Consider the following 22,814-nt stretch of genomic DNA (forward strand, 5'->3'; position numbering starts at 1 on the left):
AGGAAGTCCAAGGAGTGCTGCCCGAACGAGAACTCAGCGAACGAAGACGTGCGCGGACCACGGTTCTAGTGCGATCCGGCCGCTCACAAAGGACACCTCGTCCGTATTGGACAGAACCAGGTCCCCCGCGGTCCACTCCCCGTCAAGGGCGGCGGTCCGCGGTGTGTCGCCGAGGTTGGCCACGACGACCATCCGAGTGTCATCCAGGGTCCGTTCGTAGGCGAAGACGAACGGGTCGTCGGGCAGGAGCATGCGGAAGTCGCCCAGGGCGACCACCGGGAGCCGGTGGCGCAGTGCGATCAGCCGCCGGTAGTGGTTGAACACCGAGCGCGGGTCGTCGTATTGCGCCTGGGCGTTGAGCCAGGTGTGGTTGGGGTTGACGGCGATCCACGGCTCGCCGTCGGTGAACCCCGCGTTCGGAGCGGCGTCCCACTGCACCGGGGTGCGGCCGTTGTCGCGTCCCATGGCGCGCAGACCGCGCAGCACCGACTCCGGGTCGGCGCCTGCCGCGACGGACTGGTGGTAGTGGTTGAGCGATTCGACGTCACGCAGGTCGTGCACGCCCGCGAACGGGGCGTTGGTCATCCCCAGCTCTTCCCCCTGGTAGACGAACGGCGTGCCCCGTTGCAGGTGCAGCACGGTGGCCAGCGCGGTCGCCGATTCCCGCCAGTACCGGTCGTCGTCGCCGAACCGGGAGACCACGCGCGGCTGGTCGTGGTTGTTCCAGTACAGGCTGTTCCAGCCGACCTCGGCCAACCCGGCCTGCCACCGGGCCAACGAGGCCTTGAGCTCGCGCAGGTCGACCGGCTTGGGGTCGAACTTCCCGCCGGGGCCGTGGTCGAGGGACACGTGCTCGAACTGGAAGACCATGTCCAGCTCACGCCGGGCCGGGTCGGTGAACAGCCGGGCCTGCTCCCACGTCACGCCCAGCGTCTCGCCGACGGTCAGCAGATCACCGGCCCGACCCTCGAACACCTCGCGGTGCATCTCCTGGAGGAACTCGTGGATGCGCGGGCCCATGCTGTAGTGCGGGAAGCCGTCACCGAGGCCGCCGACACCGATGGTGGCGCCGTCGGGCAGCGCGGGGTTCTTGGAGATCAGGTTGATGACGTCCATCCGGAAGCCGTCGACGCCTCGGTCGAGCCACCAGCGCATCATCGCGTACACGGCCTGCCGGACCTCGGGGTTCTCCCAGTTCAGGTCGGGCTGCTTGCGGTCGAACAGGTGCAGGTAGTACTCCCCCGTGGCCTCGTCCAGCGTCCAGGTCGGGCCGGAGAAGAACGACTGCCAGTTCGTCGGCTCCGCACCCGGCTGCCCTGCCTCGAATCCGTCCCTGGGCGGGCGCCACCAGTACCAGTCCCGTTTGGGGTTGTCCTTGGAGGACCGCGACTCCACGAACCACGGGTGCTCGTCGGAGGTGTGGTTGACCACCAGGTCCATCACCAGCTTCATGCCCCGCGCGTGCACCTGGGCCAGCAGCTCATCGAAGTCGTCGAACGTGCCGTACACCGGGTCGATCGCCTGGTAGTCGGAGATGTCGTAGCCGTTGTCGGCGTGCGGGGAGGCGTAGACCGGCGACAGCCAGATCACGTCGACGCCGAGCCGTTCCAGGTGGTCCAGCCGCGACGTCAGGCCCGCCAGGTCGCCGACGCCGTCGCCGTTGGAGTCGGCGAAGCTGCGCGGATACACCTGGTACACCACGGCCGAGGTCCACCACGGCGCCGGGGTGACGGCGATGGCGATCGGCTGTTCGAGAGTCATGGATGTCCTTTGCGAAGAGTTACTTGACCGCGCCGAGATTCACGCCGCGCATGAGCGTGCGCTGGAAGAGCAGGAAGAACACCAGAGCGGGCAGGATGCCCGCCAGTGAGGCCGCGGCCAGCGCGGTGGGGTCGCTGGTGTACTGGCCGCTCAACGCGCCGAGGGCGACCGACAAGGTCTGGTTGTCGGCCGAGGGCAGCAACACCAAGGGCAGGAAGAAGTCGTTCCAGGTCCAGATGAAGAAGAAGGTCACCAGCACCGCCATCGTCGGCCTGGTCAGCGGCAGGACGACGAGCCGGAGCACCTGGAAGCGGGAGGCGCCGTCCAGCCGCGCGGCTTCCAGCACCTCCGGCGGGAAGGCGCCGAGCACCGAGGACAGCATGTAGGTGCCGAACGCGCTCTGGAGCACGGCCAGGATGATGATGACGCCGGTCATCGTGTCGTAGAGCCCGAGGTCCCGGGTGAGCACGAACAGCGGATAGACCAGGGCTTCCTGCGGGATGGTGAACGCGAGCATGAACAGCGCCAGGATCCACACCCGGCCCCGGATGCGGCCGATGCCGATGGCGAACGCCGACAGCAGGCTCAGCGTGACCGCGATGAGGGCCACGCTGCCGCTGATCACAGCGCTGTTGAGCAGCTTGCGATTGAAGTCCACCCCGCTCCAGAAGTCGGCCAGGGCGGAGAAGTCCAGTTCGGCGGGCAGGGAGACCGGGCCGTTGGCGATGTAATCCTGCGCGGGCTTGAACGCGTTGATCACCGCGATCCAGAACGGGAACAGCATCAGCAGCCCCACCCCGGCGACCAGGGCGAGCACCGCCCAGCCGCCCGCGCCGCGCTTGCCACGCCTGCCCCGGTGCGGCGCGGGGGCAGGCCGGGTCGTCACGACCCGCCCCCTGCCCATGATCTCAACGCCCATCGTCGAACCCTTCGGAACTGCGGGTCTGGTAGCGCAGGAGCGCGACCGCGACGACCGCGATCATCAGGGCCAGCACGGACGCCACCGCCGCGCCGTAGCCGACCTTGGTTGTGGTGAAGAAGTTGGAGAACGAGAAGTAGGCGGGCACCATCGTGCTGGTGCCCGGCCCGCCTCGGGTGAGCACGAAGATCGGCGCGAACACCTTCAGCGCCGCCACCGATGTGGTGATCAGCACCACCGCGATCTCCGGCCGGAGCTGGTTGAGCGTGATCGCGCGGAACTGCTGCCACCAGTTGGCTCCGTCGATCTCGGCGGCCTCGTACAGCGTCGGGTCGACGCGGGAGAGCCCGGCCATGAACACCACCACGGTGTAGCCGATCTGGAGCCAGACCAGCACGTTCATCACCGCGTAGATGGCCAGGTCGGAGTCGCCGAGCCAGTTCCGCGCCAGGCCGTCGAGCCCGATGTCGCGCAGGGTGGTGTTGATGATCCCGTACTGGGGCTGGTACATCCACTTCCACAGCACGCCCGCCACCGCGATGGGCAGGATCTGCGGCAGGTAATAGGTGGCACGCAGGAAGCTGGCGACCTTCGACCCGAACCTCGGCGAGATGTGGTTGAACAGCACGGCCGCGACCACCACGCCGATGGCGGTCGGGAGGATCGCCATGGCCACGATGAACGCCACGCTGTGCCGGAACGATGCCCAGAACAGCGGGTCGGCGAACAGCCGCTGGTAGTTCTCCAACCCGATGAACACCGGGTCGCCGACGCCTCGGTATGAGGTGAGGCTGTACCAGAGGTTCATCCCGAACGGCACGACGACGACGGCGAGGAACCCGATCGCGCCCGGAACGATGTACCACCAGTAGCCGCCGCGGCGTTCGGACTTGCTCCTGCGCCGCACGGCGGTGAGCGAGGACATGGCGATCCCTTCCCGGATGGCTACGCGGTCGGCTTGCCTGCGTCGTAGGCGGCCCGGATCGCCTCGACCACCTGCTGCGGGGTCGCGTCGCCGCCGACGAGGTTCGTCGTGTTGGCCAGCAGCACGTCGTTCAGCCCGGCCACCGGCCAGTCCGGGTACCAGGCCAGTCCCCCACCGCCGTCGGACAGCAGGCCGGAGAAGCGGTCGCCGACCAGCTGGCCCATCTCGGAGCTCGCCGCGCCGGGCTCGGCCGCGACCGGCACCCCGCCCTTCTGGGCCAGGAGGTTCTGCACCTCGGGTCGCTGGGTGATCTCGATGAAGTCGTAGGCGAGGTCCTTGTTCTTCGCCTTCGCGGGCACGACCCACAGGTTGCCGCCCGAACCGGGGTGCAGCCTGTTGCCGGGGAACAGGAACTGGCCTGCCTTGAAGGTCGTCTGCTCGGCGAGCTGACCGGCCCACCAGGTGCCGGAGACGAACATCGGGTACTGACCCGCGATGAACGCGTTGCCCGCGTCCTGTGCCGGGATGCCGGTGGAGTCGGTGCTGATGTACTTGCGCTCCACCCACTGCCGCATGGTGGTGGCGGCCTTCTCCCACGCCGCCCAGTCCACCTCGCCCTCGAACCGCTGGTAGGCGGCCAGCGAACTGTCGTCCATGTGCGCCAGGGCCAGCGAGTAGAGCAGGTGCGGGCCGGGGTAGTCGGCCGAGCCGAGCGCGAGCGGGGTGACGCCCTTGTCGGCGAAGGCGGCCAGCGCGTTCTCGAGCTCGGTCAAGCTGGTCGGCACCTGCACGTTGTGCTGGGCGAACAGATCCTGGTTGTACCAGACACCGACGTACTCGCCGTAGTTCGTGACGCCGTAGCGCTTGCCGGAGCCCATGAGCCCGTTGTCGTCGTAGAGCCCCACGTCCTGGGCGGTGTCGTCCAGCTTCCAGCCGCGGGTCTGGGCGACCTCGGTGAGATCGGTGAGCAGACCCGCCTTGGCCACGACGCCCGCGGTGGCGTTGCCCTTGAGGTACTCCAGCACGTCGGGGGGATCGTTGGAGTCGAGGATGAGCTGGCCTGACTGCTGCATCTGCTCGTAGGTCTTGAGCTCCTGCTCGACCCGGACGCCGGGATGCTCCCGCTCGAAGATCGAGATGGCCTGCTTCCACGCGGCCGACAGCGCGCTGTCGTCGCTCTCCCACCACCAGACCTTGAGCGTCTGGGCCGCCCCGGGATCACCTCCACCCGAGCACCCGGTCGCTAACAGGGCCAAGGCGGCGGCCACCGCGGTGAGCAGCCGTAGGGGACGTTTGCGCATACCGAACCTCCAGAGTCGCGACACGGCGTCGCCAACCGTGGTTTTCTTCGTCGCAACATTAAGAGCGATGTCACTGTAACGCGTCAACCCGCTGCTAGTCACGGTTTAGTCACACAGGAAGCCTTGCTAGGTAGTTTTGTCGCGGTACTATTGCCCTCCGGTTACCCCCGACCTTGACGAGGAGCACCCGTGCTCGACGCCGCATCGCCCTGGGCGCCCTTGCTGCCCTCCGCCCGCCGCGTGACGCTGGAGGTGCTGCTGCACGGCCCGCTGGCCCGCTCGGAGCTGGCGGACCGCCTGGGCCTGTCGACGGCGAGCCTGACCCGGCTGACCAAGCCGTTGATGGACGCGGGCCTGCTGCGCGAGGCGGACACGCCGTCACTGCGCGGGGGCGGGCGACCGCTGCAGCCGTTGGACGTCGACCCGGACGTGCAGCGGTTCATCGGCATCAAGCTCGCGGGCTTCCGCGCCTACGGCGTGCTGACGAACCTGCGCGCGGACATCCTCGGCAGCGCCGCTGTCGAGATCACCGACCAGAGCCCGGACGCGGTCGTGGCCAGGATCGCCGAGCTGGTCGCCGAGCTGGACGACCGGGCGCGTCCGGTCGCCGCCATCGGCATCGGCATCGGCGGTGTGGTGCGCGACTTCTCCCGTGTCCAGCGGGCGGTGTTCCTGCACTGGGGCGAGATCGACCTGGGCGCCGCGGTCACCGCGGCCACCGACAGGCCGACCGTGGTGTCCAACGACGTGGACGCGCTGTTGGAGGCCGAGCACTGGTTCGGCGACGGGCGTGACGTGGAGAGCTTCGCCGTGCTCACCATCGGCGCCGGTGTCGGCGGCGGACTGGTGGTCCACGACCGCCTCGTCAGCGGTCCGGACTCCGGCCTGGGCCTGCTCGGCCACTTCCCCGTCGACCCGCTCGGCCCGGCCTGTCCCGAGGGACACCGCGGGTGCGTGAAGGCCCTGCTCACCACCGACGCCATCCAGTCCCAGGCCGCCCTGACCCTGGACCGGCCGGTCACCTACGACGAGGTTCTCGACCTCGCCGAAGCGGGCAACGCCGTCGCCGACCAGATCGTCGGCCGGGCCGCGCACGCGTTCGGCACGCTGATCGCGGCCGTCGCCAACATCGCCCAACCCGAACGGATCATCCTCACCGGCGAAGGCATCCGCCTCGCCCAGGTCGCCGAGGCACGCGTGCGGGCCGCCATAGCCCAGTCCCGTCACGCCGAGGCGTCCCCGATCGACCTGCGCTTCATCAACGACGACCCGACGCTCTGGGCCCGAGGCGCCGCCGCCGTGGCAATCCAGCGCACCGTGCTCGTCGCCCTTCCCTCGCGCGCCAACTGAACCCATCGCACAGACCTCTTCCACGGCGATCGCAGCCGTGGCGAGGACGCACGCCCATCACATGCCTGCCGAATGGCGGCCACGCCGCCACTTCATTGGGTGTACCGGTCATGCCGTATGGCTGAGCTGCGGCGGCACGCGCGCAGCGCGACGAGGAACCGGTCGGAGATGACAGGCTCGCCGTCCCGACCGGTCTCTCGATGAGGACGGCTCCGCCGAGCACCCTGCTCACCCGGCGGCTGACCCGCTCCGCCGCTCCAATCCGATCGATGCCCGCACGGTGGATGTCCGTGGACGGCGCTGCCCGAAACACGTGTCCGAGTCCCGCTTATCGCCGTGGCCGAACGTCCGGCCGCCGTCCGTGCTGTGGTCTCCTGAAGCGGCCGTCCCGACCTCGCGGCCGACGCCCCGCCCGGAGGTGGTCGCCCCCTGACCTGCTCATCGTCGGCGGCCTCGACCACCCGGTCATCGACCTCAACCCTCGCCGGGTTCGAGCCACCACCTATACCCATCCTCTGCCCCGGGCCAGCACTCCGGCCTGGAACCGACTGGTGGCGTCCAATGTGGTCAGCAACAGGGAGATGCGCCTGCGAACCGTCCGCACGGACATGCCCAGCGCACGGGCGACTTGGGCGCCGGGCCGCGTTTTCGGTTGTACTCACCTTCAATCCGCGAGCGGAGTCGCTCGAAGAATAATTCCGTTCAAGGTCCACCAAAACGGGTACCCCGGCATCTTTCCTGTCCGGCAGGTCGGTCACTACCCGCCCGTTCACGGTCGGTGGCCGACGCGCAAACCGACGCGGTGACAACGAGCGCGACGGCGACCGTCTGGGACAGACTCAACCGCTCCGTCAGCAGCACGGCGGCCGCGAGCGCCCCGATAGCGGGTTCCAGGCTGCCGAGCACGCCGAAGAGCCGGGCTGAGATCCGGCGCAAGGCGAGCCAGTCGAGCAGGTACGGAATCACCGCGGAGATGACCGCGATCGCCAGGCCGATGAGGACGATCCGACCGCTGCCGACCAGCGCCGCCCCATCGGTCACGAGGCCGACGGGTACCGTCACTGCCGCGGCGCAGGCCACGGCGAGCGCCAGGGCCGCGGGCGTGCCCGTCTTGTTGCCCGCGTGCTTGTTCACGACGATGTAAGCCGCCCACGAGGCCCCCGATAGCAGCGCGAACACTATCCCGAGCCAGGACAGCGGCGAGGTCGGCGTGTCGGGCACGACGAACAGCACCACGCCCGCGCACGCCAGCACCGCCCACACCGCGTCCAGCCACTTCCTGCTGCCCACCAGGGCCACGGCGAACGGACCGAGGAACTGGAACGTGACCGCGACGCCCACCGGAAGCCGGTCCAGTGCCGGATAGATGAACAGGTTCATGCCCGCGATCGCCATGCCGAGGCCGATCACCACGAGCCACTCCCCCCGGTCAGCGGGCGCCCGAGGACGGATGACAGCGAGCATGACGATCGCGGCGAACCCGAGCCGGAGCGCGACCACGCCCAACGGGGTGAGCTCCCCGAACAGGCTCTTGCCCCAGGCCTGCCCGAACTGGATGCCGACGATGCTGGCCACCACCAGCAAGGGAGCGAGTCGGGCCGCGGCCTGCGGCGCGAGAGTCGGGTGGATGACGGTCCTGCGAGGAGCCATGGGTCCAGTGTCGAACATAAAGCTGCACCGCCTGTACTCGGGCTACGACACCAGAAACGACATCAAGGCGTCCCGCAGACGGGTACCGAAGACCTGCCGCCTCTACTGGGGGCCGAAGTACACCGTCAACGGCACCAAGCAATGCGACGAGTACCCGTTCGCCACTACCTACGAGAACGCCGCGCGAGTCGACACCGACACCGTCTACGACTACGCGGTCCGCCCGATCAAGAAGGAGCACAACGAGACGGCCGGGCGCATCTACGGCGCATGGCTCGACACCGACCGCATCCTCGATGGTGACCCGTTCTTCGTCCGTATAGACCCAGGACACGCTGGCGGGGTCCCGCGACCGCGGGGCCCCGCACCCAACGATTATGGGAACACGATGCCGCGCCTGCTGCACGCACTCGACGAAATCATCGAGGTCGAGTACGGCCAGTTCCTTGTGCAGGAGACCAGCATGCTCCGCAGCCCCCTGACCCTGCCGTTCCGACCGGCGCGTGGGTGGCCGTCGGGGCCCAGGGGGGCTGCTGCCAAGGCGCCCGTTTCCGAAACGATCCAAGCGTTCGCTTCCGGAGAACGAACGCCATACCATCCGGCTGTCGAACTAGCCGAATATCGGCGCCTCAGCGTCAACGGCCGAGGCTTTTCTCCGGAACCCGGAGAGATCTGGTCAGCTGTCGCAGGCGATGCCGTCGTTGTCGCGGTCGAGGGCGGGCCGGTAGCCGGGCTGTCCTGCGTACAAGGGCGCGGCGCCCGCGGCTCTGGCGGCCGCGCAGTTGGCGTAGTAGACACCCGGGTCCGGCTCAGGTTCGGGCTCGGGCACGGGTTCCGGCTCGGGCTGCGGGTTGGGCTTTGGTTTGGGCGAAGGTTCCGGAGAGGGGGACGGAGAGGGAACAGGGTCCGTGGTGGTCGGCGTCGGCTGGTTCGTGGTGGTGTGCTGGATCTTGTCCACTCGCAGGACGATCGGGTCGCCCTCGACGACGGCGATCACCGTCCAGTTCGATTTCACGATGACGTTGCGCCCGTCCACCGACTCGATTTCGACGTCGAAGCCTGCGGCGGTCAGGGCGTCTTGGGCTTGGTCGGCTGTCATGCCCACGAGCCCGGGAGGCAACACCGCCGTCGCGGTGGTCGTCGGCGCGGACACGGCAGGGTTCGGGGACCGGTCGTCGACGATTGCGCCCAGCACGGACAGCGCCAACAGCACGGCGAGGGCGATCCACGGCCACCTGCGCTTCCGGTTGCGCCACCACGTCCGCAGGTCCACAGCGCCTCCTTCACCACTTGAAGAGTCCATGAGCGGATCGCGCCTTCACCACATGGTGTTACCCCTCCGAGGGTTTCCACCTCATGTGCCGTTGAGAACCGAGAAAGAGAGAAAGGGCCGGGTCGCTGCGGCCACCTTGGGCCTAGTGGTGCTGCGATGGGCAGCCATCAGCGCCTTGGAGGGCGCGAAACTGGACACCGCTCGCTCCGACGCCCTAAGCACCGAAGGACGGCAAGCAAGTCCCTGTTCCTCTCCTCTGGGATGGCGCATCGAGAAGCAAGCGACCTGGTCAGGTCACGTGCTCCTGAACAGCCGGTCCAGGTGCACGTCGATCGCGGCGAGGGCGTCCTGGGGCTCGATCACGTTGAGTTCGATCAGGGGCGTGAAGCCGGTGAGGGCGAGGAGCAGGTTGGTCTCGGTCGCCGGGTCGCGGTCGGAGTCGATGTGGCCGTCGGTGATCGCCTGGCGGATCAGTTGCTCGACGAGGGCTCGCCCTTGGGTGAGGCCGCGGCGCGCCTGCTCGTGGACGGTCTTGTCGTGCAGGGCCTCCAGGACGTAGGCGGCGCTCATCCGGCTGGTCGCGCGGGCGTCGGCGTGCAGGGGGAGCATTTCCGCGAGCGTCAGTCGCAGCACGTCGCGGGGGTGCGGACGGTCACCGAGCTTTTCGAGCCCCTGCTGGACGCGCACCGAGGTCTGCTCGGACGCGAAGTCCATGGCGAAGGAGAGCATGGCGGTCCGGGAGGCGAAGTAGTGCTGCAGCTGCCCGAGTGACATGCCCGCCTCCTGCGCCACCACGCGCATCGTCAGCTGGGTGACGCCGCGCTGCTCCACCACCCGCCACAGTGCGCGGGCGATCGCTTCGCGGCGTCCGCGGTGATCCACCTGTTTCGGCATCGCCCGCCCCTCCTCTTACCCGGGATCGTTCCAATACAGTTGACATAATACACCTGACCCATAATCCTGGGGTCCACTCAAGGGGAGGGAGTTCTCATGTCCGAGCCGCCGAAGGTACGGACCACGGAAGGCGTGGTGCAGGGACTCCAGCGGCAGGGGCACGCGGTGTTCCGCGGCATCCCCTACGCCCGACCCCCGGTCGGAGCGCTCCGCTTCGCCGCGCCCGCGCCGCCGCATCGCTGGGAGGGGACGAGGCAGGCGGTCGAGTTCGGCCCCATGGCGCCGCTGTCCCTGCCGATCGACGTGTCCCCGCAGGGCACCGACTGGCTGACACTCAACGTCGGCACTCCGGATCCCGGCGCGGCGGGACTGCCGGTGCTGGTGTGGATCCCCGTGGGCGGCTACCTCTCGGCGACGTCGAGCGATCCGATGTACGACCCGGCAGCGCTAACCGGGGCGGGAGTCGTCGTGGTGACCATCAACTGCCGCGTGGGCGCGGAGGGGTTCGCGTTCCTCGACGACGCGCCGCCCAACCGCGGTTTCCTCGACCAGATCGCGGCGCTGGAGTGGGTGCAGCGCAACATCGCCGCCTTCGGCGGCGACCCCGGCCGGGTCACCGTGGGCGGGGTGTCCGCCGGAGCGGGCTCGGTCGCCGCCCTGCTGACGATGAAGTCCGCGCGCGGCCTGTTCCGGCGGGCCATCGCCCATTCGGTGCCGGGGCTGTTCAGCACCCCCGCGCTGGCCCGGCAGGTCACCGCCGCGTTCGTGGACCGGGTCGGCGCGGCGGCCCCCACCGCCGAGGCTCTGCGCGACATCGACCCATGGCACCTGGCCGCCGAGCTCACCTCCTTCAACGCTGGCCTCCACGCGCACCGGGCGAGCTGGGGACGCCTCACGGAGACCGGCACCGCGCTCTGCCCCGTCGTCGACGGCGAGGTCCTCCCGGAGACGCCGTGGCCCGCGCTGGCCAGCGCGCGAGCGAGCGGGACCGAACTGCTCGTCGGCCACGCCCGAGACGAGTTCCGGTACTTCAGCGTCGTGAGTGGACGGTATGGCACCTTCACCGAGAAGGACGCCCACGCGGCCCTGGAACTGCTTGCCCCGCAGCCGGACGGCGCGCGGGCCTACCGTGCCGCGTTCCCGCAGGCAGGCCCGGAGGAACTGGTGGAGGCGGTGTACTCCGACGCCCTCTTCCGCATGCCGTCACAGAAGCTGGCCGAGGCGAACGCCGCAGCAGGCGGCACCTCGTACCTGTTCGAACTGTGCTGGGTCGCCCCGCCCCTCGGCGGAATCCTGGGCGCCTGCCACAGCCTCGACCTGCCCCTGGCGTTCGGCACGCTGGACAGCCCCGTCGGCACCCAGCTCATCGGCGAGGAGCCCACTCCCGAGGCCGTCGCGCTCTCCCGCGAACTCCAGGAGACCTGGGCCCGCTTCATCACCACCGGCGACGCGGGCTGGCCCGCTCACCGGCCCGGCGAGTACCTCACCCGCACCCTGGACACCGAGTCGAAGACCCTGCCCTACCCCGAAGAGGCATCCCGCCGGATCTGGGAAGGCCACTCCCCCGCTCCTTTCGATCTGTCGTAATGTGGTCCCTTCCCTTCGTCGGATATGCGTAGCTCGCATTGGGATTGTGGGTTGTTCGCCCCTCACGGCCCCCGTGCAGCACACCTAGGTTGAAGGTGTCAGTTGATGAGGTGGTCCACCACCTCGACAAGGGGGAAGGGAATCTCATGCGTGGAGGCAGAGTTCTTGCCGTCATCGCCATGATCGTGGCGATGCTGGGCGCCGGGTTCGGTGTGGCGGCGGCGGAGAGTGGGGGAGTCGCCGCCGCGAACGGGGTCGTGGCGGCGGGGAAGACGGGGCGCGTGGACGCGTGCTTCGCCGGGGCCTGTGGCAGCGCGACGTTCACGCGGGTCAACAGCCAGTACTACAAGCCGGTGAAGATGTCGGTCAAGGACAACAAGTGCGACGGGCACCCGGTCTACATCCAGGCGGGCGTCTGGGACATCACGAGCATGACCGCTCCCACCTGGCTGCCCGCGCGGTACAACAAGTCGGGCTGCAAGGGCGGGTACGCGGTGTTCAACTCCTACATCAAGTGGAAGTACCCGATCAAGGGCCTGGTGTTCCGCGTGTGCGTCGACGACGCCGGGCCGAACACCTGCCGCACGGCGCACTGAGTGACCTCGGCCCGGGGCCGCCCGCCCCGGGCCGAGCGGCAGGTCAGGACGGGGCGATGCGGTAGCGGAAGGTGCGGGTCATGGCAGGTGGACGGAGTGTGCCGCGGAGTCTGGTTGACCGTTGTGCCTACGCGGGTCATCACCCCACCGGGGCCGAGTGACCACGAGATCGGCGATCTGGATGCCTTACAGCCGAGTGCGGAACGCCGTCTGATGAGATTGGTATGCACGAACACCACCACGAACAACCCCATCGCGAGCACGGCGGTCCCGCCGTGAACAGCGGCACCCACAGCAGCCCAGCGGGCCTCCGCCACATCTCGGTGCAGGCTGGGTCTCCTCGGGCCGCCGCACTGGCGACGCATCGCTTCACGGGGGTCCGGCTGACACGTCATCAGGATCATCACCATCTCGTGCTTGGCCCAGCGGCCGAATCCGCGTACCCGTAGCGCTGGTTCTCCAGAACCGATCGGACCGTGCTGGGTTCTCAGCCGTCCGCCGCGACCTGTGGCGGTTCTGGTCTGGCCGCCGTGCCGGTGGGCAGGCGATGCCGTACTGGTGGTTCGGGCTGCGTCGGGCCGCAGCCGAGGAGGCCCGGCAGGCACCGCCCATGCTGCCGGGCCGTTCGAGTCCGTTGTGCGCGTTCTTCTGTGGCGGCTGTTGGTTAAGCCGCTAACGGTCGGCGGGCACGGATGCGGTTTCGGGCGGTGAGGTGCCAGGTTGCCGAGGTGCCGCGGCGCGCTGGGTGCCGATCAGGCACAGCACCGCGCCTAGTGCGATCCAAGCGGCCAGCACGGTGATGGCCTGGTCGGCGCCGCGGCCGTCGAAGAAGGCCGTTGAGCGGAGTAGGTGGCCGCCTGCCCCGGGCGGCAGCAGTTGGCCGAGTGTGCCGGTCCAGCCGGGCAGCATCTCGGGTGCGGTGGCTGTGCCCGAGAGGGGGTTGGCGATGAGCACCAGGCCGACGGCGCCGATCCCGATGCCCGCGTACCCGAGCAGGGATTCCAGCCCGAGGACGGTGAGGGAGGTGGCAGCGACGGCCAAAGCGATCGCGCCGGCGTTGGCCGGATACGACCCGCTCAGCGAGCCGAGCCAGAACTGCAGGATCGCGGCCACTGCCAGGCCGCCGGTCACCGCGAAGGCGAGTGCGCCGGTGATCCGGCGGCCGGTGCCGCGCACGAGCCTCGTCAGCAGCACCGCGGCCAGCAGGCCGCCCATGACCAGCGGGAAGGCGCCCGCGGCCAGGCCCGCGCCGCGCGGGTCGTCGGCGGGCAGGGCGGCGAGGTCGCGGACGGCGGTCGGTGCGCCGGGCTCCCCCGGCCGGCCGAGACCGGTCGCCATGGTCCGCAGGGTCTGGGCGATCGCGGTGCTGCCGCCGGAGGCGACGAGGACCTGCGGGCTGCCGGAAGTGAGGTCGATCGCCCCGTACACCTGCCGGTCGCGGATGAGTTCTTCCGCCGTCGCGGTGTCGGCGACCTCGGTGACGTCGAAGCCGCCCGGCAGCCGCTGGTCGAGCGCGGCGCGGACCGGCGCGACGGCGGCGGCGGGTCCGGCGACGGCGATCGGGACATCGTGCGGCGACGACCGCACCGACGGCCAGGCGAAGGCGACGAGCAGCACGCTGATGATCGCCGTGAGAACGCCGACCACTCCGGCCACTATCGGCCATGGTGACGGCTGGGCGCCTGCGGCGAGCGGTGCTCGCGTGGTCATGCCTACTCCTCGGACAGTGGGGCCGTGAGCGCTGCTCATCGCAGGCTGAGCGGGGTCTCGGACTCGATGTGGGTCAGCTTGCGCGGGTTGCGGACGAAGTACAGGCCGGTGATGCGGTCGTCCTCGACCCGCATCGCGATGACGCCGTCGAGTTCGCCGTTGACGTGCAGGGTCAGCGCTGGGCCGCCGTTGACCGCGGTCAGCTCGACGGTGAGTTCGACGTCGTGCTTGGTGAGGCCGCCGACGATGAAGCGGGCCACCTTGTCGGCGCCGATGACCGGCCGCGGGGTGGCCTGCTTGACGCCGCCGCCGTCGCTGATCGCCACGACGTCGGGGGCGAGCACGTCGAGCAGGCCCTGCAGGTCCCGGGTGGCCAGCGCGCGCCGGAACGCCCGGGCGGCGGCCTCGGCCTGGTCCGCGGTGACGGAGCGGCGCGGGCGGCGGGCCTCGACGTGGCGGCGGGCGCGGTGGGCGATCTGGTGCACGGCCGCCGGGGTCTTGTCGACCGCGGCCGCGATCTCGTCGTAGCCGAACCCGAACGCCTCGCGCAGCACGAACACCGCCCTCTCGGTCGGGCTCAGCGTCTCGAGCACGAGCATCAGCGCCATCGACACGCTCTCGGCGAGTTCGACGTCGGCCGCGACGTCCGGGGTGGTGCGCAGCGGCTCGGGCAGCCAGGAACCGACATACGACTCCCTGCGGCGTTTCAGCGACCGCAGCCGGTTGAGCGCCTGCCGGGTGGTGATCCGGACCAGGTACGCGCGGGGGTCGGCGACAGCGGTCGCGTCGACCGCGACCCAGCGCAGCCAAGTCTCCTGCAGGACGTCGTCGGCGTCGGCTCCCGAGCCGACCATCTCGTAGGCGACGGTGAACAGCAGCCTGCGGTGGGCGAGGAACGTCTCCGTCGCCTCGATGACGGCGCGGTCGCCCGGTTCCTTCGTGGTCATCTGGGTCTCCCGTCCTGGCGCGGCGACCGCGCTCGTGTCCTATGTGAGCGGTGCCGCGACGTTCTCACGCCGCGCCTGCAGCAGCTGCGGCCGGTGCTTGCCGTCCTTCGGCCAGTGGTGCGAGCCGGGCTTGCGCGCCTCGGTCACCAGGTGCTTGACGCTGGCCTCGCAGGAGAACTCCTTCAGCTTCTTCCCCGCGCCCCCGCTGAAGTAGACCGGCACCGCGGTCTCGTCCTTGCGCGCGAGCTGGAAGATCCCCGCCTGCCTGCCGAAGCTGATGCACATTGCCGGGAACGCCAAATCGATCGGCTTCGGCTGCTCGCCCGCGATCCGGCTCAGCACCGTGTCGGCGGCGTGGGCGCCCAGGCACCCCGCGGCGTAGGCGCTCATCCGGAACGGCAGGCCGGACGGCGCGGACGAGTCCCCCGCCGCGACGATGCGCTCATCGTCGACACTGGTCAGGGTCTCGTCGGTGAGCAGGCGCCCGACGGCGTCGGTGCGCAACCCGCTGCGGGCGGCCAGGTCGGGCACCTCGAAGCCCGCTGCCCAGAGCGTGACCCGGCTCGGCAGGGTCCGGCCGTCACCGAGTTCCACGGCGTCCGGCGTCACCGCGGTGACCGCCGTCTCCTGGCCTTCGACGAGCGTGACCCCGAGCCTGGCGAGGTACTTGCGGGCCTTGCGCCGAGCCCGGGGGTGCAGGTACGGGCCGACGACACCGCCGCAGACCAGGGTGACGGCGCGCCCCTGCTCGGCCAGCTCCGCCGCCGTCTCGATGCCGGTCGGACCGCCGCCGACGACCGTCACCGCTGCCGCCATGGGCGTGTCGTCGAGCACGGACCGCACCCGCTGCGCCGCCTCCAGGGTCGCCACCGGGTAGGCGAACTCGGCCGCGCCCGGGACCCGCGGGCCCGCACTGCCGCTGCCGACCGCGTAGACCAGGTGGTCGTAGCCGATGTCGTCGCCGTCGGCCACCACCAGGCTGCGCCCGGCAGCGTCGATCCGGGTCGCGCTGTCGACGACCAGCCGGACCCGGTCGGCCAGGACGTCCTCGTAGGCGACGACCGCGTCGTGGGTGCCCGCCACCAGCTGGTGCAGCCGCAGCCGCGGGACGAAGACGGGACGTGGATTGACCACCGTCACCGTCACGTCGTCGCGCCGGGTCAGGCGGTTGGCCGCCATCACCCCGGCGTACCCGCCGCCGACCACGACCACCTCGATGTTCTTGCCCATGCTGTCCCCTTTGCTCGGAGGTTCGGCCACAAGACACCGGGCGCGCCCCGATCCTGACAGCGTGTGAAGCAGATCACCCGCCGCCGGGTTCCTCCAGGCGGTGGACGGCGGCGGTAGCGGGGGGACAGCAACTCGGAGGGGAGTGGTCGAGCACGAACACGTGTCGGCTCCGTTGAACACCGGCGGCCCGGCGGCCGACGCGGGCGGCAGCTGCTGACCCTCGCTGTGCTCTGCTCCACCGACCGCCCGGTGGACGGGCGGATACCCGAAGCCGGGGTGGGTGTCCGGTGGTGGAGTCGTGGGGTGAGACTGGCTCTGTGAAGGCGACTGTGTGGGTCGACGGCTGGCAGATGCAGTGTTGCGGGGAGCCGTTCGTGGTGGGTTCCCGGGTGGTGTGGTCGGTCACCGAGCCCGACTCGGAGTGGCTGGCGGTGGTCGCGGGTCCGGCGCTGGCGGCCGGGGTGACCCACGCCGAGGAGCACCACAGTGACGGCCAGCGGGACCTGGATTCCCTGGAGGGAGTCGTCGTGGCGATCCGCGCGGTGCACTATCGGGCGGCGCCGGATCCGTACGGTGATCCGCGGCAGCTCCACCCCGTCGCAGGGTCGGCGAAGATCGTCACTGTCGAAGAAGCGACCGGGTGGGACGAGGTCGAGGACTTGAGCTTCGCGGGCTATCTCGTCGACCTCGGCGAGCGTTGATGGTCGTGGGCACGCGAATCTCGTGGGATCACTGGTCGCGCGGGGCTGCTAGTCAATCTCAGTCGGCTTGGAGGACGAAGAACAGGAAGCCCAGGAAGCTTGTGCCCGCGAGTTCCTGGAACACCTCGGGGAACACGTCGCGGGCCGTGGGCGCAGGTGGTGGCTCGCTGATGACGGTGATGCGGAAGCCTGCCGCGGTGAAGGCGTCGGTCATCGCGTGGAGCGGGCGGTCCCAGAAGGTCAAACTGACGGTCTGCCCGCCCAGGGTCCACTCCTCGGTTCGGTTGCGGGTCTGGAAGTAGTCGGGCTTCTCCCCGGCCATGCGCTGCATCAGGGTGATGACGAACGGGTGCTCGACCGAGACGATCAGCCGCCCGCCCGGCCTCAGCACGCGGCGCAGTTCGGCCAGTGTCGGGCCCCAGTCCCGCAGGTAGTGCAGCACCAGGGAGGCGATGACGTCGTCGAACGCATCGTCGGGGAAGGGCAGCGGGTCGGCCAGGTCGGCGACCCGCAGGTCCGCGGCGGCGCCCAACCGCCGCCGGGCCAGCTCCAGCATCCCGGCGCTCGCGTCGACGCCGGTCACGGCCGCGCCTCGGTCGCGCAGCGCGGCGAACAGGGGGCCCGAGCCGCAGCCCGCGTCGAGGATTCGCCGTCCGGTCACGTCTCCGGCGAGCTCCAGCATCGCGGGCCGCTCGTAGTAGGCGTTCATGAGGCTGTTCTCGTTCTCGGCCGTGTACGCCTCGGCGATGCTGTCGTAGCCGTTCGCCTGGGCCGGACCAGCGGGAAGCGCGAGGCCTTCCGGAGTCGACGTCATGCTCAGAGGACGTCCGGGCAGTGCAGGCGTTGCCCACACCCCCGCGCCGCGAGTCGTTCCTGGAGGCGGGCGTGGCGGAACTGGTACACGGCGCCGACCTGGCGGAGCACTCCCCGGCGGTGAGCGTCGTCGAGGAAGGTCATGAAGTCCAAGGGGATGTGGCCATGCGCGGCCAACCAGAGCCGCGTGAACGCGAACGTGCCCCAGGCGCGCGCCACGCACACGGTGAGTCCGACCCCGAGCCCGAAGATCGTGCCTGTGGCCAGCGCCGCCGTCGGGGTGCCACCGGGCACCGTCTGCCCGCTGACGACCGCGCCTGCGAGCCCGTAGGCCCAGGTCCCCGGGCTGCGCAGGATATAGCGGCCGAGCAATGCCGAGGCGACCCCGCCGCCCAGCGCCAGCTTGTAGTCGAAACCGGGGACGAACGTGCCGATAGCGGGCGCCTGGACAATGGCGAGCCCGTAGAACAGGCCCACCGCCACCATGAAGGACACGGTGAACGACAGCGTCGCCGTCCGATCGTTGCTCAGGACAGTCGCCGGGCTGGACACCCGGTTCGCGTCCAGCGGTGTGCCCAGCCAGACGTGGACGCCGACGGCCAGGCCGAACACCACCATCAGGAGCCCGACCACCCAGGCCGACAGCGACCAGCCCACGCCGAAGCTGATCCCGATCACCACCCCGACGGCGGACCGGCGCGCGAAGCTCGCCCCGGTGCCGCGGAACCGGCCCTGCACCCGCACCGGCCCCGGGCGCCTGCCCGCGCTGTGGGTGACGCAGCCCGCCGCCGCGAACGCCCCGCCGTAGATCACCCCGATCCACAGGCCCGCGACGAGCCAGCCGGTGGACAGGAACAACAAGGCGGGCGGCAGCCCGAGGTACAGCCCGACGACGACCCTCGGCACGGCGCGGTCGAGCTGCCACCAGGCGAGGTCGCGGGTGCGGCCGCGCTCCAGGTGGCGGGCGAGGAAGCCCAACCACCGCTCCGCGTGGTCCAGATCGTAGTCGCGCACAGCACGTCGGCGGTCGGTTGGTGCAGGTGGGGGCGGGTTTCGGGTGTAGACCGCGGGGAGGTAGGCGTCGAGCAGGTGGCCCTCAACGGCGGCGCGATCGGGAAACCGCGCCGTGTCGCACAGCTCGCCGGGCTCCGTGGCGGGATGCGCGTAGGCGGTCCTGGCCAGATCGACCATCAACGGGGTGCGCAGAGCCTGTGCGAGCACTCCGTCCGGCTCCGCGCGCAGCCGCTGGACCACCGGCCGCCAGCGGTCGTCGCCGAGCCGCTGGCGCGCGGTGAGGAACCCGATGGCGTTCTCGAGTTCGACCGGCTCGATCTCCACGACCGCCGCCCTGGCCAGGAAGGAACCCGCCTGGTTCACCGCCAGCTCGTATTCCGCGCTGCGACAGGTCACCACGAGCGGACGGCCGCCCGCGACGGCCTGGTCCAGGGCCTCGATCGCGGCCGCGTGCAGCGCGGGCGGGGTCTCGTCGAGGCCGTCGAGCACCGGGATGACCCGGCCTTCCAGCACCAGGCGCAGCGCGGCGTCCTTGCCGTACGCTGCGGTGTTGGCCAGGCCGGGGTACTCCTCGACGAGCCTGCGGGCGAGCCAACCGTGCAGATGTTCCTGCCGCGGGTTCCACGAGGCGAGGGACAGGAGCACCGGCACCGGCTCGTCCGGCGGCGGATCGGCGAGCAGTCCGAGGGTGAGCAGGATGGCCAGCACCGTCTTCCCGGCCCCGGGGTCGCCGAGCACGACCAGCTGCCGGGACGGAACCTGCCGGAACTTCGCGACCACGTCCGCGAGGTCCCCGTTCAGGACCAATCGGTCCCGGCGCCCGGCCCGCCGCTCGCCCAGCACCGCCGAGGCGACCGCCGCCACCTGCCGCTCGGTGCTGGACCACGTCAACGGCACCGGCTCGGGCCGGTTGAGGCAGCGCATCTCGGCTTCGGCCCTCCACTGCCGAGCGATCGCCGCCGCGAGCTCACGAGCCGCGGGAGCCAAGTCGTCCCGGGGGTCCGACGCGGCCGTTTCGTGGTCACCGGGATTCTCGACGCGGGGCTCGCCGCGAAGGATCCGCTCGTGCAGTGCCCGCACCTCGGCGCCGGGATCGATCCCGAGTTCCTCGGCGAGGTTGGTCCGCAGCCGCTGGAACACCGCCAACGCGTCCACCTGCCGCCCGGCGCGGTCCAGCGCGACCATCAACTGCGCGTGCGGCCGTTCGCGCAGCGGATGCTCGGCGACGACCTCCGCGAGCTCGTCGGCGACCTCGCGGTACTCCCCGAGCGCCAGCCGCCAGTCTGCGCACAGTTCGATCGCGTCGAGTCGCTGCTCGTCCCATCGGGCCGCGCGCCCGGCCACCATGACGCTGCCGATCCCGTCCAGCGCGGGACCGCGCCACAGGCTCAACGCCGACCGGATCGCCCGCGCCCCCTCGGCGAGGTCTCCCTCCGCGGCGGTCCGCCGGGCTTCCGCGACGAGCCTTGTGAATCGCAGCGCGTCGAGTTGGTCCTCGTGGACGAAGATCCGGTAGCCGGGTCCGTCGGTGCGGATCAGGCCCGTGCAGCCCAGGCGTTCGCGTAACGCCGAAATACAGTTCTGGATCTGCTTGGTGGCGGTCGCGGGGGGTTCGTCATCCCATGTCGCCTCGATGAGTTTCGTTATCGGGACAACCGAATTCGGCGCCGACAGCAGCGCCGCCAGCACCCGCTGATGACGCGCGCTGGGCAGTGCGAGCCGCCCCCGCTCCGTCCACACCTCCAACGGGCCGAGCACACGAAAATCCACGTTCCCCGGTCCTCCCCCAGCCGGTGACGGTGCCGATCGAGCATAACTGACCAGGGATAACCAGGGGAATGACGACGTGGTGACACCGCGAGGACAGGCAACGGCAGGGTGGCGCCCGGGTCATGCGCCGGAATGCTCGCCGATAGGCGAGGATTTTTCGCTGGCCGCGAGCACCGTGCCGAATTCCACGCCGGGAGGCGCTCTCACAGACGTTTCCCCCGCTGCGCCTGCAGGCGAGCTGCTCGATTCGATCAGGAAATACCTCTGGGGAAGGAAACTGCTAGTTATGATCATCCGAAGATTGCGCCGGTTGCCTGCCGGTTCGCGCATGGCCGCCGCCGTGCTCGCCGTCGCTATCGCAGGCGGCGCGCTCACCGCCCCGCAGGCGGCAGCCGCCGGGCCCGTCGAGGGCGCGCCCATCGCCAAGGCGGAGATCACGGACGCGCTGCGGTCGGCCTATGAGTACGGCAAGCGTTCCGGCGAGCTGCGGGCGGAGCACCCGTCCGCGGCCGCGCCGCCGGAGAACTGCCTGGAGGTCAACTACGTCGCACGGCACCGCGTCCAGTACCGGTATGCCGGGTCTGACCGTTATGAGACCGCCGTCTGCACCTCGTACTCGACCTGGGCCGACCACGACGCCACCCACGGGCCGAAGGCGAACGCCGTGGTGCTCGCCCGCGGCGACCTGTACGCCGACGCGCTCGCGGGCGGCCCGCTGGCCGGGTACGAGAACGCTCCGCTGCTGCTCAACCCTCCGCAGTCGCTGCTGCCCGCCGTCAGGACGGAGATCCAGCGCGTGCTGGCCCCCGGCGGCACGGTCTACCTGCTGGGTTCGACCGGCGCGCTGTCCGCCTCGGTCGACTCGGCACTGACCTCGGCCGGTTTCGTGACCAAGCGGCTCGCGGGGTCGGACCGCTTCCGCACCGCGATCCGCGTCGCCGAGGAGATGGCGACGACCAACCGGTTCTTCGTCGCCACCGGCACGGACTTCGCCGACGCGCTGCCCGCAGGCGCGTTCGCGGCCACCTACAACCTCGGCATCACCCAGGACGACGACCCCGCGACGACGATGCCGATCGCCCTGCTGTTCACCGACCACGACGTGATGCCCGCCAGCACGAAGGACTTCATCACCACCCGCTGGTTCGAGCACGGCCGCACGACCCTGTACGCGGCCGGCGCTCCGGCGAACACGGCGGCCTTCCGCGCCTTCGGTGGGGATTCGCTGTACTCCTTCGTCGGCGAGGATCGGTTCGACACCGCCGCCGAGGTCGCCGAATACCTCTACACCGATGTCGACAACAGACTCGTCGCTCCCGGCGTCGGCCTGGCGAACGGGATGAACTTCCCCGACGCGCTGGCGGGCACGACGGTGCTGATGCGTTCGGCGCACCCGCTGCTGCTCACCCCGCCCACCACGCTTGCCTACGCGACCAATTCGTTCCTACGGCGCCACAGGGACGACCACCACGATCCGGAGTCGGGCCAGCAGATGGGACACCTCAGCGTGTTCGGCGGCACCCCGGCGGTCTCCGCGGACGTGGTGCGGGAGGCTGTCTCGGTGTACCTGGGCGGATGACAGGAGTGGGAAGAGTGGATTCGGCGAAGCTGGTCTCGTGCGCGGTGTTCGCGGCGCTGCTCACCGCGTGTTCGAGTGGTGGCGACTCGACCAGCGGCGGTTCGACGGGCGATGGCACGGCGGAGACGACGGACGCGGGCGCAGTCCCGACGAGCGCGCCTCCCGCGTTCGACGACTTCCCCGGCGACGGTGTCGTGTTCATCCAATCGGGTATGCGGGTCGGGGTGAAGACCAAGGCGATCGACTCCACCTGGACCACGGAGGTGATGGGCAGCCCGGCGAACCCCGGCTACCACTACCTCGCCGTGTGGATCGCCGTCACCCCGGAGCTGGCGGACCGAGGGGCCGATGAGGTGAACATCGACAAGGTCTTCCACCTCCGCTACAGACCGGCCGGGGGCACGTGCGGGGGATCGCAGCCCACCACGTCCGGCGGCTACTGCTACCACCAGGGCAACCCGGGCAGCCAACTCGTCGCCTTGGAGGACGGCGGGTGGCGCGACCACCAGTGGGAGAAGGGCGAGTACGTCCGCAGCGCCCTCGACCGCGGCGAGACCCGCTTCGGGCAGATCGGTTTCCAGATCGACGACACCGTCGAGCCGAGCGAGTTCGAGCTGTGCGCGCCGAGCAGGGAGGAGCCGTTCTCCACGGAGAGGTTCCCCTGCACTCCGGTCAAGGCCCCGGACGGTTCGCGCTGATCCGCATTTCAGGAGAGTCCGGCGCCGGACACCAGTGAGAACGACGGTCCCCGGCCGCTCAAGGCGGCCGGGGACCTTGCTTCTGAGGGCCACCGT

General features: G+C 70.2%; 18 protein-coding genes. 6 read left to right on the top strand and 12 right to left on the bottom strand.

The features are described from left to right. Window positions 1-33: 33 nt before the first annotated feature. Genes IEY98_RS11380 through IEY98_RS11395 form a run of 4 tightly spaced genes read right to left on the bottom strand, consistent with a single transcriptional unit; the run spans window position 34 to window position 4,906 of the window. Window positions 34-1,761: an alpha-glucosidase gene (locus IEY98_RS11380; protein ID WP_189210402.1), complete on the bottom strand. Its 1,728-nt coding sequence runs from the start codon at window positions 1,759-1,761 to the stop codon at window positions 34-36. 19 nt (window positions 1,762-1,780) lie between these two features. Beyond that, window positions 1,781-2,680, bottom strand: a complete 900-nt coding sequence (locus tag IEY98_RS11385; protein WP_229786821.1) for a carbohydrate ABC transporter permease — start codon at window positions 2,678-2,680, stop codon at window positions 1,781-1,783. Then, complete coding sequence (locus IEY98_RS11390) at window positions 2,670-3,605, bottom strand: carbohydrate ABC transporter permease (RefSeq protein ID WP_189210403.1); 936 nt, start codon at window positions 3,603-3,605, stop codon at window positions 2,670-2,672. Before IEY98_RS11390 ends, IEY98_RS11385 begins: the two co-directional genes overlap by 11 nt. A gap of 20 nt (window positions 3,606-3,625) precedes the next feature. Further along, the gene (locus tag IEY98_RS11395) at window positions 3,626-4,906 is read right to left on the bottom strand and encodes an ABC transporter substrate-binding protein (RefSeq protein ID WP_189210404.1); all 1,281 of its coding nucleotides are present in this window, start codon (window positions 4,904-4,906) and stop codon (window positions 3,626-3,628) included. 189 nt (window positions 4,907-5,095) lie between these two features. On the opposite strand from IEY98_RS11395, the gene IEY98_RS11400 reads away from it, so the two are divergent. Next, window positions 5,096-6,256, top strand: coding sequence for an ROK family transcriptional regulator (locus IEY98_RS11400; protein ID WP_189210405.1), 1,161 nt, complete (start codon window positions 5,096-5,098; stop codon window positions 6,254-6,256). A gap of 702 nt (window positions 6,257-6,958) precedes the next feature. On the opposite strand, the gene IEY98_RS11405 is transcribed toward IEY98_RS11400, so the two are convergent. From IEY98_RS11405 to IEY98_RS11415, 3 genes are all read right to left on the bottom strand, one after another. Then, window positions 6,959-7,831, bottom strand: a complete 873-nt coding sequence (locus tag IEY98_RS11405) for an EamA family transporter (protein ID WP_189210406.1) — start codon at window positions 7,829-7,831, stop codon at window positions 6,959-6,961. 751 nt (window positions 7,832-8,582) lie between these two features. Further along, entirely contained in the window at window positions 8,583-9,179 is a 597-nt protein-coding gene (locus IEY98_RS11410) for an excalibur calcium-binding domain-containing protein (RefSeq protein ID WP_229786822.1), read from the bottom strand. 294 nt (window positions 9,180-9,473) lie between these two features. Then, window positions 9,474-10,073 carry a TetR/AcrR family transcriptional regulator gene (locus IEY98_RS11415; protein ID WP_189210408.1) on the bottom strand — a complete coding sequence of 200 codons (600 nt, stop codon included), beginning with the start codon at window positions 10,071-10,073 and terminating at the stop codon, window positions 9,474-9,476. Window positions 10,074-10,169: 96 nt separating this feature from the next. On the opposite strand from IEY98_RS11415, the gene IEY98_RS11420 reads away from it, so the two are divergent. Continuing rightward, window positions 10,170-11,660, top strand: coding sequence for a carboxylesterase/lipase family protein (locus IEY98_RS11420; protein ID WP_189210409.1), 1,491 nt, complete (start codon window positions 10,170-10,172; stop codon window positions 11,658-11,660). 146 nt (window positions 11,661-11,806) lie between these two features. Next, complete coding sequence (locus tag IEY98_RS32520) at window positions 11,807-12,256, top strand: hypothetical protein (protein WP_229786823.1); 450 nt, start codon at window positions 11,807-11,809, stop codon at window positions 12,254-12,256. A gap of 672 nt (window positions 12,257-12,928) precedes the next feature. On the opposite strand, the gene IEY98_RS11430 is transcribed toward IEY98_RS32520, so the two are convergent. From IEY98_RS11430 to IEY98_RS11440, 3 genes are read right to left on the bottom strand one after another with little or no spacing between them, the layout of a single operon-like run. Next, complete coding sequence (locus IEY98_RS11430; protein ID WP_189210411.1) at window positions 12,929-13,966, bottom strand: hypothetical protein; 1,038 nt, start codon at window positions 13,964-13,966, stop codon at window positions 12,929-12,931. 35 nt (window positions 13,967-14,001) lie between these two features. Continuing rightward, window positions 14,002-14,913, bottom strand: a complete 912-nt coding sequence (locus IEY98_RS11435; protein ID WP_189210412.1) for an RNA polymerase sigma-70 factor — start codon at window positions 14,911-14,913, stop codon at window positions 14,002-14,004. Window positions 14,914-14,952: 39 nt separating this feature from the next. Beyond that, window positions 14,953-16,143 (bottom strand): NAD(P)/FAD-dependent oxidoreductase, encoded by a 1,191-nt coding sequence (locus tag IEY98_RS11440; protein WP_189210413.1) that lies wholly within the window; start codon window positions 16,141-16,143, stop codon window positions 14,953-14,955. A gap of 287 nt (window positions 16,144-16,430) precedes the next feature. On the opposite strand from IEY98_RS11440, the gene IEY98_RS11445 reads away from it, so the two are divergent. Beyond that, window positions 16,431-16,844 (top strand): DUF6578 domain-containing protein, encoded by a 414-nt coding sequence (locus tag IEY98_RS11445; protein ID WP_189210414.1) that lies wholly within the window; start codon window positions 16,431-16,433, stop codon window positions 16,842-16,844. A 58-nt stretch (window positions 16,845-16,902) separates the two neighbouring features. Here the strand turns inward: IEY98_RS11445 and IEY98_RS11450 are convergent, their stop codons facing one another. Both IEY98_RS11450 and IEY98_RS11455 read right to left on the bottom strand, forming a co-directional pair. Further along, on the bottom strand, window positions 16,903-17,658 hold the full coding sequence (locus tag IEY98_RS11450) for a class I SAM-dependent methyltransferase (RefSeq protein WP_189210415.1): 756 nt from the start codon (window positions 17,656-17,658) through the stop codon (window positions 16,903-16,905). A 2-nt stretch (window positions 17,659-17,660) separates the two neighbouring features. Further along, a complete protein-coding gene (locus tag IEY98_RS11455) occupies window positions 17,661-20,441 on the bottom strand; it encodes a BTAD domain-containing putative transcriptional regulator (protein ID WP_189210416.1) in 2,781 nt (926 codons plus the stop codon). Window positions 20,442-20,727: 286 nt separating this feature from the next. Between IEY98_RS11455 and IEY98_RS11460 the strand changes: the two genes are divergently transcribed. Both IEY98_RS11460 and IEY98_RS11465 read left to right on the top strand, forming a co-directional pair. Next, the gene (locus tag IEY98_RS11460) at window positions 20,728-22,020 is read left to right on the top strand and encodes a cell wall-binding repeat-containing protein (protein WP_189210417.1); all 1,293 of its coding nucleotides are present in this window, start codon (window positions 20,728-20,730) and stop codon (window positions 22,018-22,020) included. Between the two features lie 14 nt (window positions 22,021-22,034). After that, the gene (locus IEY98_RS11465; protein ID WP_189210418.1) at window positions 22,035-22,718 is read left to right on the top strand and encodes a hypothetical protein; all 684 of its coding nucleotides are present in this window, start codon (window positions 22,035-22,037) and stop codon (window positions 22,716-22,718) included. Window positions 22,719-22,814: the final 96 nt, after the last annotated feature.

The sequence above is a fragment of the Actinokineospora fastidiosa genome, from assembly GCF_014648415.1.
GTDB classification, from domain to species: Bacteria; Actinomycetota; Actinomycetes; order Mycobacteriales; family Pseudonocardiaceae; genus Actinokineospora; species Actinokineospora fastidiosa.